Annotated in this window: 12 protein-coding genes; 8 read left to right on the top strand and 4 right to left on the bottom strand. The window is 72.8% G+C overall.

Annotated features, from left to right (window positions below):
* Positions 1 to 76 precede the first annotated feature (76 nt).
* Positions 77 to 1588, bottom strand: a complete 1512-nt coding sequence (locus O1G22_RS21575; RefSeq protein WP_270082839.1) for a S1C family serine protease — start codon at positions 1586 to 1588, stop codon at positions 77 to 79.
* A gap of 264 nt (positions 1589 to 1852) precedes the next feature.
* Between O1G22_RS21575 and O1G22_RS21570 the strand changes: the two genes are divergently transcribed.
* The 3 genes from O1G22_RS21570 (at position 1853) to O1G22_RS21560 (ending at position 4622) form a co-directional block, all read left to right on the top strand.
* A complete protein-coding gene (locus O1G22_RS21570; protein WP_270082838.1) occupies positions 1853 to 2692 on the top strand; it encodes a glycerophosphodiester phosphodiesterase in 840 nt (279 codons plus the stop codon).
* Between the two features lie 170 nt (positions 2693 to 2862).
* On the top strand, positions 2863 to 3516 hold the full coding sequence (locus O1G22_RS21565) for an ATP-binding protein (protein WP_270082837.1): 654 nt from the start codon (positions 2863 to 2865) through the stop codon (positions 3514 to 3516).
* Positions 3517 to 3659: 143 nt separating this feature from the next.
* Entirely contained in the window at positions 3660 to 4622 is a 963-nt protein-coding gene (locus tag O1G22_RS21560; protein ID WP_270082836.1) for a DUF5926 family protein, read from the top strand.
* Positions 4623 to 4866: 244 nt separating this feature from the next.
* Here O1G22_RS21560 and O1G22_RS21555 read toward each other — a convergent pair whose 3' ends face one another.
* A complete protein-coding gene (locus O1G22_RS21555) occupies positions 4867 to 5565 on the bottom strand; it encodes a hypothetical protein (RefSeq protein WP_270082835.1) in 699 nt (232 codons plus the stop codon).
* Between the two features lie 54 nt (positions 5566 to 5619).
* On the bottom strand, positions 5620 to 6306 hold the full coding sequence (locus O1G22_RS21550) for a bifunctional DNA primase/polymerase (RefSeq protein ID WP_270082834.1): 687 nt from the start codon (positions 6304 to 6306) through the stop codon (positions 5620 to 5622).
* 611 nt (positions 6307 to 6917) lie between these two features.
* Here O1G22_RS21550 and O1G22_RS21545 point away from each other — a divergent pair.
* From O1G22_RS21545 to pdxR, 3 genes are all read left to right on the top strand, one after another.
* The gene (locus O1G22_RS21545) at positions 6918 to 8318 is read left to right on the top strand and encodes a PP2C family protein-serine/threonine phosphatase (protein ID WP_225099904.1); all 1401 of its coding nucleotides are present in this window, start codon (positions 6918 to 6920) and stop codon (positions 8316 to 8318) included.
* Between the two features lie 162 nt (positions 8319 to 8480).
* Positions 8481 to 9941: an aminopeptidase P family protein gene (locus O1G22_RS21540; protein ID WP_270082833.1), complete on the top strand. Its 1461-nt coding sequence runs from the start codon at positions 8481 to 8483 to the stop codon at positions 9939 to 9941.
* Positions 9942 to 10007: 66 nt separating this feature from the next.
* Positions 10008 to 11381: a MocR-like pyridoxine biosynthesis transcription factor PdxR gene (gene pdxR, locus O1G22_RS21535; protein WP_270082832.1), complete on the top strand. Its 1374-nt coding sequence runs from the start codon at positions 10008 to 10010 to the stop codon at positions 11379 to 11381.
* Between the two features lie 8 nt (positions 11382 to 11389).
* Here pdxR and O1G22_RS21530 read toward each other — a convergent pair whose 3' ends face one another.
* Positions 11390 to 11839 carry an ATP-binding protein gene (locus O1G22_RS21530; protein WP_270082831.1) on the bottom strand — a complete coding sequence of 150 codons (450 nt, stop codon included), beginning with the start codon at positions 11837 to 11839 and terminating at the stop codon, positions 11390 to 11392.
* A gap of 266 nt (positions 11840 to 12105) precedes the next feature.
* On the opposite strand from O1G22_RS21530, the gene O1G22_RS21525 reads away from it, so the two are divergent.
* A complete protein-coding gene (locus O1G22_RS21525) occupies positions 12106 to 12990 on the top strand; it encodes a hypothetical protein (protein WP_270082830.1) in 885 nt (294 codons plus the stop codon).
* A 196-nt stretch (positions 12991 to 13186) separates the two neighbouring features.
* Positions 13187 to 13936: a YcnI family copper-binding membrane protein gene (locus tag O1G22_RS21520; protein WP_270082829.1), complete on the top strand. Its 750-nt coding sequence runs from the start codon at positions 13187 to 13189 to the stop codon at positions 13934 to 13936.
* The last annotated feature ends 47 nt before the right edge of the window (positions 13937 to 13983 follow it).

Here is a 13983-nt window from a genome sequence, read left to right as displayed (position 1 = left end):
GGTGGGGCTGCGGGGACGCAGGCGCCCCTCTGTCGGGAAAGGCGCCGTTGCGCGCGTGTGCTGTGCGTCGGAGGTGTCAGCTGTCGCCCACGCGGGAGCCCAGGGTCAGGTCCGTGGTGTGTTCCTGGCCGCCCCGCTTGTAGGTGATCGTCACCTTGTCGCCGGGCTTGTGGGTCCAGATCTCGCCGATCAGGGTCGGGCCGCTGTCGATCACCATGTCGTCGAGCTTGGTGATCACGTCGCCGGGCTTGAGGCCCGCCTTGTCGGCCGGACCGCCCGACTCGACGGAGGCGGAGCCGGCCGCGCCCTGGTCGGTGATCTTCGCGCCGTCGCCGGACTCCTCCAGCGAGACGGAGGCACCGATCTTGGCGTACACCGGCTTGCCGGTCCGGATCAGCTGCTGGGCGACGTACTTGGCCTGGTCGATCGGGATGGCGAAGCCGAGGCCGATCGAGCCGGACTGCCCGGAGCCGCCGAAACCGCCGCCGCTGTTGGTCGACTGGATCGCGGAGTTGATACCGATGACCGCGCCGGAGGCGTCCAGCAGCGGGCCGCCGGAGTTGCCCGGGTTGATCGGCGCGTCGGTCTGCAGGGCGCTCATGTACGACGCCTTGCTGGTGGAGCTGCCGTCGCTGGAGGCCACCGGGCGGTTCTTGGCGCTGATGATGCCGGTCGTCACCGTGTTGGACAGGCCGAAGGGGGCGCCGATGGCGATCGTCTCGTCGCCGACGGCCACCTTGTCGGAGTCGCCGAGCGGCAGGGGCTTGAGGTCCGACGGCGGGTTCTTGAGCTTGACGACGGCCACGTCGTAGCCCTGGGCGTGGCCGATGACCTCGGCGTCGTACTTGCGGCCGTTGGGGAACGTCGCGGTCAGCTTGCCGCCGTTCAGGGCGTCGGCCACCACGTGGTTGTTGGTGATGATGTGGCCCTGGGTGTCGAAGACGAAGCCGGTGCCCGTGCCGCCGTCGCCGTTGGTGCCCTGGGCCTCGATGGTGACCGTGCTGGGCAGCGACTTGGCGGCCACGCTGGCGATCGTGCCGGGCGCGCGCTTGACCTGGGTGGCGCCGCTGTCGGAGGAGGAGACGGTGGTGGAGCCGCTGTCGTCGTGGTTCTTGGCCAGGGTGTAGCCGATGCCGCCGCCGATGCCGCCCGCGACCAGTGCGGCCACCAGCACCGCGGCGACCAGACCGCCGCGCCCGCGGGGCTTGGGGGCGGGCTGCTGGTACGACGCTCCCCAGACGGGGCCACCGGGGCCGCCGGGGCCACTCGGGCCGGCCGGGCCGCCGTAACCGCCCGCGCCGCTCTCGCCGTACGGCGACCCGTCGCCGTAGGGCGCGCCCGCGCCGTGGGGCGGGCCGGTCGGCTGCGGGGGCGGCCAGGAGCCGTCGAGGACCGGGCCGGAGGGATGGGCCGGGCCCGCTTCGGCCGCCGGGGCGGCGGGTGCGGCTTCGGGTACCGGCGGGAGGGGTGTGGTCGGCGCGTTCCCGTCGGGGGCGGGGCCCTGCGGGGAAGCGTCGGGAGAGGCCACCGGCACGGGAGGTGCGGACGGGGCCGGGGGTACCTCGTTGCCCTCGTTCTCGGTGCTCACAGCTCTTCTCCTCGATCCACGGCTGTTGTTGTCGGTCGCACTCATTCACGCTCGGCAGCTCTGCGTGGTGCTGTGGTCAGTCTTTCTTCGCTGTTCCGCTTGTATGGAGTCAGCTTTTCCCACAAGCCGTCAGAGCACCATAAGCGGTCGCTGTGGGTCCATGGCCATTCTTTACAAGGGGTTTTTTCGGCAAAAGTTACATAACCGGGCATTGAGTATGCGCATGGCGCCCCGTGCGCCTCCGGACGGTGGCACCATGACGCGGTGACCCACGCACCACTGCGCTCCATCCACGTCGTCGCTCACCGAGGTGCCTCCGAAGACGCACCCGAGCACACGCTGGCCGCCTACCGGAAGGCGATCGAGGACGGCGCCGACGCCCTTGAGTGCGACGTACGGCTCACCGCCGACGGCCATCTGGTCTGCGTCCACGACCGCCGGGTGAACCGCACCTCCAACGGCCGCGGCGCCGTCTCGGCCCTGGAACTGTCCGATCTCGCCGCCCTCGACTTCGGCTCCTGGAAGACGCGCGAGGCCTGGCGCGGGCGGGCCTCCGACAACGAGGAGCCCGACTGGGAGCACCGCCCGGAGGACCGCGAGGAGACCTCCGTGCTCACCCTGGAGCGGCTGCTGGAGCTGGTCTCGGACGCCGGGCGGCGGGTGGAGCTGGCCATCGAGACCAAGCATCCGACACGCTGGGCCGGCCAGGTCGAGGAGCGGCTGCTGACGCTGCTGAAGCGGTTCGGGCTGGACGCGCCGGCCTCGGCCGCCGAGTCCCCGGTACGGATCATGAGTTTCTCGGCGCGGTCGCTGCATCGCGTGCGTGCCGCCGCGCCGACGCTGCCGACGGTCTATCTGGTGCAGTTCCTCACCCCGCGGCTGCGCGACGGACGGCTGCCCGCGGGCGTGCGGATCGCGGGCCCCTCGATCCGCATCGTGCGCAACCAGCCCGGGTACGTGGAGCGGCTGAAACGGAACGGCCATCAGGTGCACGTCTGGACGGTGAACGAGCCCGAGGACGTCGAACTCTGTGTGGAACTGGGCATCGACGCGATCATCACCAACCGCCCGCGCGCGGTGCTGGAACAGCTGAGCCGCATGTGACCTCAAGAGGCCGGTAAAGAGCCGGTCCGATCCCTTGACCGGGCTGTGCGTCTGCTGAATCCTCCGATCCCGAACCGCAAGGACGGAATTCAGCCACACGACGACCGAACAAGGAAGCCTTCGTCACAGGGAGTGCTCCGGCGCGTTCGCTCCGTAGAGGGATGTTGCGAATGCGTCACCGGAAGAGGATTGGCCGGTTTCCGGTACAGGTCCAGGGGGCATCCACACCGTGGCGTGGGGCAAAGGAGGTCTCGGGGGTGGCGTTGGTGGTGGCACAGGAGGTGCCCACGTCGTCGAGCATGGCCGTACCCCATGGCCCTGCGGGCGTGGGGAAGGCGAGGCACCGGATGCGCGCGCAACTGCGCAGCGGTGGCGTGCCGGAAACGGTCATCGACGATGCCGTACTGATCCTTTCCGAACTGTTGAGCAACGCCTGCAAACACGGGCGGCCCCTGGGTGATGCGCTGGCCGGGGACGGTGACGTACGCGCCGCGTGGCGGGTCGATCCGCGTGGGCGGCTCGTCGTGGAGGTGACGGACGGCGGCGGTCCGACCCGCCCGGCTCCGGCCACCCCGTCGGTGACCGCGCACGGCGGCCGCGGGCTGAACATCATCACGGCCCTCGCCGACGACTGGGGCGTCCGGGACGACGCCCGGGGCGAGGTGACGGTCTGGGTGGTGGTCCACGAGGACGTCCACGATCCCGATGCCGGGGGTCGCCGCGACGCTTTCGCTACGCGCGTCACGCCCCCCGCGCTCGCCGACGTGGACATGGCCGACATGGCCGGCCTGGATTTCGCGAACGCCTTCGAGGACCTGGACTGAACGTCGGGACGCCCCTGGTCGTCCACAGGTTCACACGGCTGGCGTCGAGCGCGCGTGCGTTGTCCACAGGTTCCCGTCGGTGATGGCCAAAACGGCTAGGCTCGCGCCCGTACGAGAAGCGCCGTAACCGGGAGACACCCACGATGGCCAAGAAGCGACCCCAGACGAAGGCCAAGCCACCGATCACGGACGGAGAGATCCCGGTTGTCGGCGCTCGCGAGCCCTGCCCGTGCGGCAGCGGCCGGCGCTACAAGGCGTGTCACGGCCGGGCCGCCGCGCACGCGGTGACCGAGCTGGTGCACCGCCCGTTCGAGGGACTGACGGGCGAGGGCGACTGGGTGGCGCTGCGCGAGCTGGTGCCGGCCGCGACGGTGGAGCTGACCCTCAAGGACGGCCTGCCCGAGGGCGTTCCGTCGGTCACGCTCGCCACGGTGCTGCCGATGGCCTGGCCGGCGCTGCGCCGCGACGACGGCTCGGTCCTGATCGGCCTGCAGAACGACACGGCGTCCGGTGACATCAGCCGCGATCTCGCCGACACCCTCCAGCGCGCGCTGGAGGCCGAGCCCGGCACGCCGGTCCAGGGCCGCCGCGCCCCGGCCGGCGGGCCCCGGCTGCAGGACCTGCTCGACCCCAAGGCACCGTTCGAGCCGGTGGTGCACAGCGGCTTCGAGTTCTGGGTGCCGGACGCGGAGAACGCCACCCCGGAGGTGACCGCCTCCCTGGAGCGGGCCAACGCCGCCGCCATCCCGACGGCGCGGCTGGCCGGTGTGGACGCGGCGTACTGGTGCCAGACCCCGGAGAAGAACCACCTGCGCTGGGTGATGCCGCACCCGGAGGAGCAGCTTCTGGACGCTCTCGCGCGGCTGCACGCGGCGGGCCGTTCCAGCCTGGCCGAGGGGACCCGGCTCGTGGGCTCCTTCCGAGCTCACGGGCTTACGGTGCCGGTCTGGGACCTGCCGAGCGGCATGTCGGCCGAGGACGTGGAGAAGCCTGCCGCCGAGTTCGCCGAGCGGCTCGCGACCGCCCTCGCCGCGACCGAACCGCTCACGGCGGACGAGCGCCGGGCCCGCGGCGGGCTGACCAACCGGCAGGTCACGCTCAGCTGACGCGCTCCGCGCGCGCGTCACGCCTGACCGGTCGGTCAGCCGTGACGCGGACCCCCACAGCAGGTGACTCCTGTCACAACTCCCCGTTGTCACAGGAAAATCGGTGGCCGAATGCCCGAGCCGGAATTTGCGAACCGCCGATCTCTTGTTACGGTTCCTGTATCCCGGTTGCTGGTGCATCCCCCGTCGCCAGCAACCGGGTCTTTCCATGTCCGCATGCGCCCGGCCGTTCCGGAAGCGATGGTCAACTGCCTTGCGGATCCACGGAGTTGCCCGAGGCGTCCGTCGGATCACTGCCCGAGCGCAGCAGCAGGGCGCCGTCGGACCCGTGCTTCGCGAACTCGCTGACGGCCGTGTAGGCGTCCGGTCCGCCCCGGCTGGGCTCACGTGGTGTCTCGCAGGTGGCGGGCTCGTCGTCGGTGCCCGTGACACAGCCCAGCTGCGTGGTGCGGCCACCCGGACCCATCAGGCTCAGCACGGCGTCCAGCGGCTCGCCGGAGGTGTTGCGGTAGTAGGTGCGCGCCCAGGTGTCCGCGCCCTGGGTCAGCACACAGGTCTGCGCCTCGATGCCGTCGGGAGAGGTGAGCGCGGGGCCGCAGCGGGCGGCGGCGGCCAGGCCGAGCCCGAGCACCCGGGGAGAGGCACCGGGCGACGGCATCTTTGCGTCACCGTCCCTTGAGAGCCGTACGGCGCCCTCGTGCCCGAAGGCCCGTCCCGGGTTGTGCCCGAAGGCCCGTCCCGGGGCCCGTACGGCGGCCCGCGGCTTTTCGGCCACCGTGTGCCGGGCCGCCTCGCCCCCCTGCCGGGCGGACGCCACGGCCAGCGGCAGCACGGCCGCGGCCGTCACGACGCCCATGAGGGCGAGCAGCCGGGGCGAACGGTGTCCGGGACGCCGTCGTCGCCCGGGGAGCCGACGGCCATGTCCACCGGAGATTGGCAGCATGAGCGGAAGATAACGAGCGGGCGGGCCCGCCCGCCCCGCCCGCGCCGGACACCCCTACAACTCGGGCGCGCTCACACCCGTACGAGTGAGGGCGTCGACCACGGCGTCCACCACGGCCTCCACATCGGGCACCCAGGGCGCGGCCGAGCCCGGCAGCGGGGCCCGCTCCCAGCGGACGGCGCCCTGGCCGGTCTCGGACGGGGGCAGGGCGAGATAGCCGCCCTCGCCGTGGAACCGCAGGGAGCCTGGGACGAAGTCCTTGGCGTAGAGCAGTTCGCCCAACTGCTCCATGGAGTACGGCTGCACCAGCAGCGCCCAGCGGTGCGGCGCGGCGATCACCGGGCCGAGGCGCATGCCGCGCCGGTCGAGCAGGGCCAGGGCGCGGGAGGCGGCGAGCGCCGGCAGGCTGACGGCGCAGGGCGCCTTGCCGCCGGTGGCGAGGACGATGGGCGCGCTCGGCCGGTTGGTCCACCACCAGCGCACCATGCGCGCGTCGGTGGTGGCCGCGAGGAGGCCGGGGTCGAAGGGGTGCGCTCCGGGCACCGTGCACTCGGGGTCGGGGCAGGCGCAGCGGGCCCGCCCCTGCGGGTCCGGGGCCACGCCCGGGAGTACGGGCCACTGCCACTCGGTCGCGAAGGTCAGGGCCGCGCCGATCAGCTCAGACCTCTCGTCGTTCCGCCTGGGCTTCCCGCCGTTCCGCCTGGACAGGAGCCCGCGTCGCCTTCCGAGGATCTCGCGCATGAGCGCTCGTTCCTTTCCGTTGCACCGCTGGCAACACCGTGGGTCCACATCACACCATGTGTCGATCACTTCACTGTGCGTACCTTTTGGCGCATCACACCCCCGCGCACGGCAGGGGGATCCCCAAGGGGTCGAGCATGGGCCGCGTCCGCGTCCGTAGCGCGTCGGTCAGAAGCACGGGTGCGGTGCGGGGGTGGCGAAGTATGGCGTTTTGCCGTCGCGCGTATTTCTCTCCGCCTCCGCCAGGGAGGATGGGGCTCGGCCGTCGGTGGCTATGACGCCCGGGTCCGTCGCCAGGTTCCGGGTGGCCCCCAACCACCCCTGGCCTTCACCGAGTACGTACCCATCACGACCGCTGTGACGCTCCGTGGAGCAAGGCCAGTCGACCGCAATGAACCGATACCTGAGGCAGTTTTCAGCCAACTTGGCAGTAAGGCAAGGGGTTCGGGAAAAACCTCGTCCGGCCCATGGACACCAGGAATCCCAGCAGGACAATGCTGGACATCCCCTCACGAGTGCGTGTACATGTGGAGACACTGCTAGCGGCGCAGAATGACATGGGGGTTTGCGATGCTTTCCAGCAATACGCACCGGTCTGAAGGCCGGACACCATGAACGCCCCGCACCCTCCGAAAGTGGCCGGAATCGATCCACCGGTTCCGACGCCCGCACACACTGTCGCGCCCACTCCCCCCGCCCCGGGCGCCACAGCCTCCCCGGACGCCGCTTCCGTCCCCGCGCCGACCGGGCCCGCCCCCGGCACCCTCCTGCAGGACCGGCTGGCCGGCTGGGTCTCGGACCTCACGACCCTCCACGAACTCACCGAGCGCCTGTCCCGCACGAACGCGCTCGACCCCGCGCTGCACGAGCTGCTGTGCGCCGGAGCCGCCCTCGTCGGCGCCCGCCGCGGCCTCGTCGTCCTGGAGCCCGCCGACGGACTCGGCCCGCGCACCACCCTCGGCCTCGGCCTCGGCCGCGCCGACCTCGGCCACATCGAGACCGTCCCGCGCGGCGCCCTGCCGTACGACACCGGCGCGGGCACCGAGATCGCCCACCCCGACCTGTTCGCCGAGGACGGCCTCGACCCCCGGCACCGCGAGGTGGCCGCCCGCCTCGGCTACGCCGCCAGCTACGCCCTCCCCCTCGCCGGCGACTCGGCCGGCCGCCTCGGCGCCGCCGTCTGGCTCTACGACGAACCGGCCGAGCCCGACGAGCGCCGGCGCCATCTCGCCGGCCTCTACGTCCGCCACGCCACCGAGCACCTCGCCCGGCTGGTGGAGGTGGAACGCGCACGCGCACGCGTGGCGACCATCACCGAGGAGCTGCTGCCCTCCCGGCTGCCCCGCGTGGCCGGCGTGCAGCTCGCCGCCCGGCACCGCACCGGCCCGCGCGGCGGCGGCGACTGGTACGACGCGCTGCCGCTGCCCGACGCCGCCCTCGGCCTGTCCGTCGGCTCGGTCACCGGCTCCGGCCCGAGTGCCGTGGCCGCCATGGGCCGGCTGCGCGCCTCTCTGCGCGCGTACGCCGTGATGGAGGGCGAGGACCCGGTCGCCGTCCTGTCCGACCTGGAGCTGCTGCTGCGGCTCACCGAGCCCGCCCGCTCGGCCACCGCCCTGTTCGCCTACTGCGAGCCCGCCCTGCGCAAGATCACCCTGGCCGGCGCCGGCCACAGCCCGCCGCTGCTGATCGGTGAGCGGCGCACCGAGTTCGCCGAGACCTCCGTCTCCGCCCCCCTCGGCATGCTCGCCTGCTGGGAGGCGCCCAGCGTGGAGATCCAGGCCGAGGCCGGGGAGACGGTCCTGCTCTACACCGACGGGCTGCTGCACCGTACCGGCGACCCCATGGACCGCGCCTTCGCCCGCCTCCACGCGGCCGCCGCGAGCATCCCGCGCGCGCTGCGCCAGGACCCCGACGCCATCGCCGACCACGTCCTGCGCACCGTCCTGCCGGACGGCCCGGAGACGGCTGACAGCGAGGAGGACGTGGTGCTGCTGGCGGCCCGCTTCGACTGAGCATTCGGTGCGCATCCGGAATGCATGACCGGGCATAACAGGTCATGCGACCCTGGCCCGCTCCTGGTACGACCGTACGATGATGGAGGCCCCCCGCTCGGACACGATCGCGAGCAGCGCGGGCCGCCGGGGGAGATCACACGCCGTACCGAGGAGGAACACGTGGCCGACGAGCTCAACCCGGAGACCCCGGAAACTGAGTCCGAGGAGCCCATCAAGCAGCGGAAGAACGGCCTGTACCCGGGCGTCTCCGACGAGCTGGCCGAGAACATGCAGTCCGGCTGGGCCGACACCGAGCTGCGTGACCTGAAGCCGATCGCGCAGGCCGCCGAGACCGCGCGCCGCCGCGCCGCGCTCTCCGCCCGCTTCCCGGGCGAGCGCCTGGTGATCCCGGCGGGCAACCTGAAGACCCGCTCGAACGACACGGAGTACTCCTTCCGCTCCTCCGTGGAGTACGCGTACCTCACCGGCAACCAGACCGAGGACGGCGTCCTGGTCCTGGAGCCGAAGGACGGCGGCCACGAGGAGACGATCTACCTCCTGCCCCGCTCCAACCGCGAGAACGGCGAGTTCTGGCTCTCCGGCCAGGGCGAGCTGTGGGTCGGCCGCCGCCACTCCCTCACCGAGTCCGAGGCGCTGTACGGCATCCCGGCCGCCGACGTGCGCGAGCTGGCCGACAAGCTCCGCGAGGCCACCGGCCCGGTGCGCGTGGTGCGCGGCTACGACGCCGGCGTCGAGGCCGCGCTCACCGACAAGGTCACCGCCGAGCGCGACGAGGAACTGCGCGTCTTCCTGTCCGAGGCCCGCCTCGTCAAGGACGAGTTCGAGATCGGCGAGCTGCAGAAGGCCGTCGACTCGACGGTCCGCGGCTTCGAGGACGTGGTGAAGGTCCTCGACAAGGCCGAGGCGACCTCCGAGCGCTACATCGAGGGCACGTTCTTCCTCCGCGCGCGCGTGGAGGGCAACGACGTCGGCTACGGCTCCATCTGCGCCGCCGGCCCGCACGCCTGCACCCTGCACTGGGTCCGCAACGACGGCCCGGTCCGCTCCGGCGACCTGCTCCTGCTGGACGCGGGCGTGGAGACCCACACCCTCTACACCGCCGACGTCACGCGCACGCTGCCGGTCAACGGCACGTACAGCGAGATCCAGAAGAAGATCTACGACGCCGTGTACGAGGCCCAGGAGGCCGGTATCGCGGCCGTGAAGCCGGGCGCCAAGTACCGCGACTTCCACGACGCCGCCCAGCGCGTGCTCGCCGAGAAGCTGGTCGAGTGGGGCCTGGTCGAGGGCCCGGTCGAGCGCGTCCTGGAGCTGGGCCTGCAGCGCCGCTGGACCCTGCACGGCACCGGCCACATGCTCGGCATGGACGTCCACGACTGCGCCGCCGCGCGGACCGAGACGTACGTCGACGGCACCCTGGAGCCGGGCATGGTCCTCACCGTCGAGCCGGGGCTGTACTTCCAGGCCGACGACCTGACGGTGCCGGAGGAGTACCGGGGCATCGGCGTCCGGATCGAGGACGACATCCTCGTGACGGAGGACGGCAACAGGAACCTTTCGGCCGGACTGCCGCGCCGGTCCGACGAGGTCGAGGCGTGGATGGCCGCGCTGAAGGGCTGATCTGCGTTTCAATGGCCGGGTACCGGGGAGTGCCCGGCCATTGGCATGCCTAGGGGGAGGGCTTTCATGGACGACTTCTGGTCCGGTGCGGGGGTGGACCTGCATCTGGAGACCGACACGGGGGACGGCCGGCGGATCGGGCTGGAGCGAGCGCTCAGGGCCGCCGTCCGGGACGGGCGGCTCGCGCCCGGGACCCGGCTGCCCGCCACCCGGCGGCTCGCGGCCGACCTCGGCGTCTCCCGGGGCACGGCGAAGGCGGCGTACGACCAGCTGGTCGCGGAGGGCTATCTGACGGCCCGGCAGGGCTCGGGCACGCGGGTCGCCGCGCTACCGCCCGCCCTGGACGCCGCAGGCCCGCGGACCGCCGCACACGCGCGTGCGCCGCGTTTCGATCTGCGCCCCGGCAGCCCGGACGTCGGCGCGTTCCCGGCGGCCGCCTGGCTGCGCGCGCTGCGCCGCGCCATAGCGACGGCGCCCTCCCTGGCGTACGACTACGGCGACCCGCGCGGCCGCATCGAACTGCGTACGGCCCTGTCGGGCTATCTGGGCCGGGCCCGCGGGGTCATCGCGCCCCCGGAGCGGATCGTCGTCACCTCCGGGTACGTCCAGGGCCTCGCGCTCCTCACGCGCGTGCTCGACGGCGCCGTCATCGCCATGGAGGACCCCGGTCTGCCGTTCCACCGGGAGGTGGTCCGGCACAACGGCGGCACGGTGCGCCCGGTGCCGGTCGACGCGCGCGGGGTACGCCCCGGGGAACTCGGCGACGCGGCCGCGGTGGTGGTCACCCCGGCACACCAGTACCCGACCGGGGTGACCCTGCATCCCGAACGGCGCCGGGCGCTCGGCGACTGGGCACGCGCGCGTGGCGGACTGATCGTCGAGGACGACTACGACGGCGAGTTCCGCTACGACCGCCAGCCGGTCGGCGCGCTGCAGGGCATGGCACCGGGCCAGGTGATCTACCTGGGCACCGCCTCCAAGACACTCGGCCCGGGGCTGCGGCTCGGCTGGATGGTGCTGCCGCCGCACCTGGTCGACCCGGTCGCCGACGCAAAGCTGCACAGCGACCACCACACCGAGACCATCGGCCAGCTCGCGCTCGCCGAGCTGATCGACAGCCACGCCTACGACCGCCACGTACGCGCGTGCCGGCTGCGTTACCGGCGCCGCCGGGACCAGTTGCTGGACCGGCTGGGGGCGGGCCGGAGCGTGCACGGGATCGCGGCCGGGCTGCACGCGCTGATCGACGTGCCCGACGAGGCGGAGGTGCTGGCCCGCGCGCAGGCGGAGGGTCTCGCCCTGGGCGCCCTGAGCGACCACTGGCACACCCCGGGCGTCCCGGCCGGCCGCCCCCAGGGGCTGGTCGTGGGCTACGGCACGCCTCGGGAGCGGGCCTATCCGGAGGCGCTGGAGGCGCTGGCGAAGGTGCTGGAGGTCTGAAGGCGCCGTCAGGCGGTGAGCAGCGAGGGGTCCTTCGTCCACTTGAGGATCTTGTCGAAGCTGACCACCGTCCCGCCGCCCCGGCCGGGCTTGGCACCGATGTGGACGTGATCGGCCAGTTCCCGGATCAGACAGAGGCCGCGGCCGCTCTCGGCGTCCACGCGCGCGGGGCGGATGTCCTGGACGCGGGTGAATCCGGGCCCCGAATCGGCCACTTCGATACGGCACTTCTCGCCGTCGAGGTAGGCCGTCACCCGGTACGCCTCCACGGCGCCTTCGCGGGCGGGGTTCCCGCCGTGCTCGACCGCGTTCGCGCAGGCCTCGGTCAGGGCGACGGACAGGTCGTAGGAGATCTCGGGGTCGACGCCCGCCGTCTCCATCGTGCCGATCAGCAGCCGGCGGGCGAGCGGCACGCTCGCTGCCTCGCGGCGCAGATGGAGTGACCACCAGATGCTCATGCTCCAGCCTCCTGGCCGCGGCTCGACATACCGTTACGTATTGCCGCCCATACACGGCCGTAAGCACACTCTTGACGTGACGCCGCCCATACAGCCGATGCGCCACGGGAGGAATCGGTGTATGAGGGACACCTCCACCCCTCCCAAGACCCGCTCCCGAGCCCGGCCGTAGCAATCCTCCGCCCGGCTTCCGCCTCCCCCCGCGGTCCCGCTTTCCGCGCCCTGCCGTAGGGCGTCGGTGAGCGCAGTGCGATGATGAGGCCGCCATGACTGCCCCCCACGCGCGCACGGCGCGGCCCGGAGCCGGGCTGCGGACTCTGCGGGCCGCGGTGTTCGCCGCGGTCTGTGTCGTGCTGGCCGCGTGCGGGCACACCCTGGCGTCCTGCGTGGGCGTGCCGCTGTGGACGCTCGGCGCCGGGTTCCTCGGTTGTCTGGTGGTCGTGGTGCCGCTCGCCGGGCGGGCTCGCTCGCTGCCCGGCATCGCCGCGCTGCTCGCGCTCGGCCAGACCGCCCTGCACGCGCTGTTCGCGCTGGGCGGGCACGGGGCCGCGATGGCCTCCGGCGGCATGGCGATGGGGTCGATGAACGCCATCGGCACCACGGGTGCCACGGGCGCCACGGGTTCGTCGCTCAGCGACACCGCGCTCGTCGAGCAGGCCGCGCGGCTGCTGTGCGGGACGAGCGCCACCGGGCTCACCCCCGGGCACGCCTTCCATCTGCTGCTCGACGCGCATCTCATCGACCGCGCGGGCCGACCCGTCGCCGGCCGGGGCGTTCTGTCCCACGCGGCCGACGCCACCGGCCCCTCCGCGGGGCTGCTGCCCTCGCTGCCGATGCTGCTCGGCCACGTCCTCGCGGCCGTCGCCGCCGGCTGGCTGCTGCGCCGCGGCGACCTGGCTCTGCTGCGGCTGATCGAACTGTCGGCGCACGGAGTCGCGGAGGGCGTCGCAGAAGGAGCCCTCGTACGCTCCCTGCGCGCTGCTCTCGCGCTGACGTACGCCCTGTGCGCCGGGCTGCTGCCCGCCGCCGAGCGGGGCCCGCGCGCCCGGTGCGGCGCCCCGGACGACGCGCCCGCCCCGCACACCACCGCACTCCAGCACACGGTGATCCGGCGCGGTCCGCCCGCCGCCGCCTTCCTCCTCGCCGCCTGACGCGACGCGAGCACTCCCTCCCGGTCAAGACCCGGTGGAGAGGCCGCCGTCGCGCGGCACGCGCGCGTGCGCACCCTCCCCCACTCTCGACTTCGCTCGACCGGGGGACCCCTGCCGATCCGCCCCGAGCGGCGCCGGCACGCGCACGCGTACCTCTCGACATCACCGGAACTCTCACCAGTGGAGTGCTCCTGCCATGCAGGCTTCTCGTATCGCCTCTCGGGTCACCGCCGCCGCTGCCGTCGCCGGCACCGCCGTCCTGACGCTGTCCGTCCCCGCCTTCGCGCACGTCTCCGTGCAGCCGGAGGGCACCGCGGCCAAGGGCGGCTACGCGGTCGTCGACTTCAAGGTCCCCAACGAGCGCGACAGCGCCTCGACCACCAAGGTCGAGGTGACCTTCCCGGCCGACCACCCGCTCGCCTCGGCCATGCCCGAGCCCATGGCCGGCTGGAACGTGCAGGTCACCAAGTCCAAGCTGGACAAGCCGCTGATCGTGCACGGCCAGAAGATCGACGAGGCCGTCACCAAGGTCACCTGGACCGCGGCCGACGGCAAGGGCATCCAGCCCGGCTACTTCCAGAAGTTCCCGCTCTCCATCGGCGCTCTGCCCGACAACGCCGACCAGCTGGTGTTCAAGGCGCTCCAGACGTACTCCGACAAGGAGGTCGTGCGCTGGATCGAGGTGCCGCAGGCGGGCCAGGACGAGCCGGAGAACCCGGCGCCCGTGCTGCAGCTGTCCGCCGCGGCCGACGCACACGGCGGCGCGGCGGACGCCAAGGACACCGCCGACAAGACCGCCGGCACGACCGAGACCGCGGCCTCCGCCGCCGGTTCCGACGGGCACGACACCGACACCACCGCGCGCGTCCTCGGCATCATCGGCATCGTCGCCGGCGTCGCTGGCGTCGCCTACGGCGTCTTCGCGGGCCGCCGCCGTACCGCCTAGCCCCCTCCTTCCGGAGCGCGCACCGGGGTCGCCCGTACGGCCCCGGT

The organism is Streptomyces camelliae, from assembly GCF_027625935.1.
GTDB lineage: Bacteria > Actinomycetota > Actinomycetes > Streptomycetales > Streptomycetaceae > Streptomyces > Streptomyces camelliae.
Note: the sequence above shows the minus strand (reverse complement) of the source record. Positions and strands in the feature narration are given on the sequence as shown.

Bases quoted from the DNA above. Each gene is read 5' to 3' on its own strand.
- O1G22_RS21565 (WP_270082837.1), top strand. From the start codon at position 2,863: ATGCGTCACCGGAAGAGGATTGGCCGGTTTCCGGTACAGGTCCAGGGG.
- O1G22_RS21560 (WP_270082836.1), top strand. From the start codon at position 3,660: ATGGCCAAGAAGCGACCCCAGACGAAGGCCAAGCCACCGATCACGGAC.
- O1G22_RS21555 (WP_270082835.1), bottom strand. From the start codon at position 5,565: ATGCTGCCAATCTCCGGTGGACATGGCCGTCGGCTCCCCGGGCGACGA.
- O1G22_RS21550 (WP_270082834.1), bottom strand. From the start codon at position 6,306: ATGCGCGAGATCCTCGGAAGGCGACGCGGGCTCCTGTCCAGGCGGAAC.
- O1G22_RS21545 (WP_225099904.1), top strand. From the start codon at position 6,918: ATGAACGCCCCGCACCCTCCGAAAGTGGCCGGAATCGATCCACCGGTT.
- pdxR (WP_270082832.1), top strand. From the start codon at position 10,008: ATGGACGACTTCTGGTCCGGTGCGGGGGTGGACCTGCATCTGGAGACC.
- O1G22_RS21530 (WP_270082831.1), bottom strand. From the start codon at position 11,839: ATGAGCATCTGGTGGTCACTCCATCTGCGCCGCGAGGCAGCGAGCGTG.
- O1G22_RS21525 (WP_270082830.1), top strand. From the start codon at position 12,106: ATGACTGCCCCCCACGCGCGCACGGCGCGGCCCGGAGCCGGGCTGCGG.
- O1G22_RS21520 (WP_270082829.1), top strand. From the start codon at position 13,187: ATGCAGGCTTCTCGTATCGCCTCTCGGGTCACCGCCGCCGCTGCCGTC.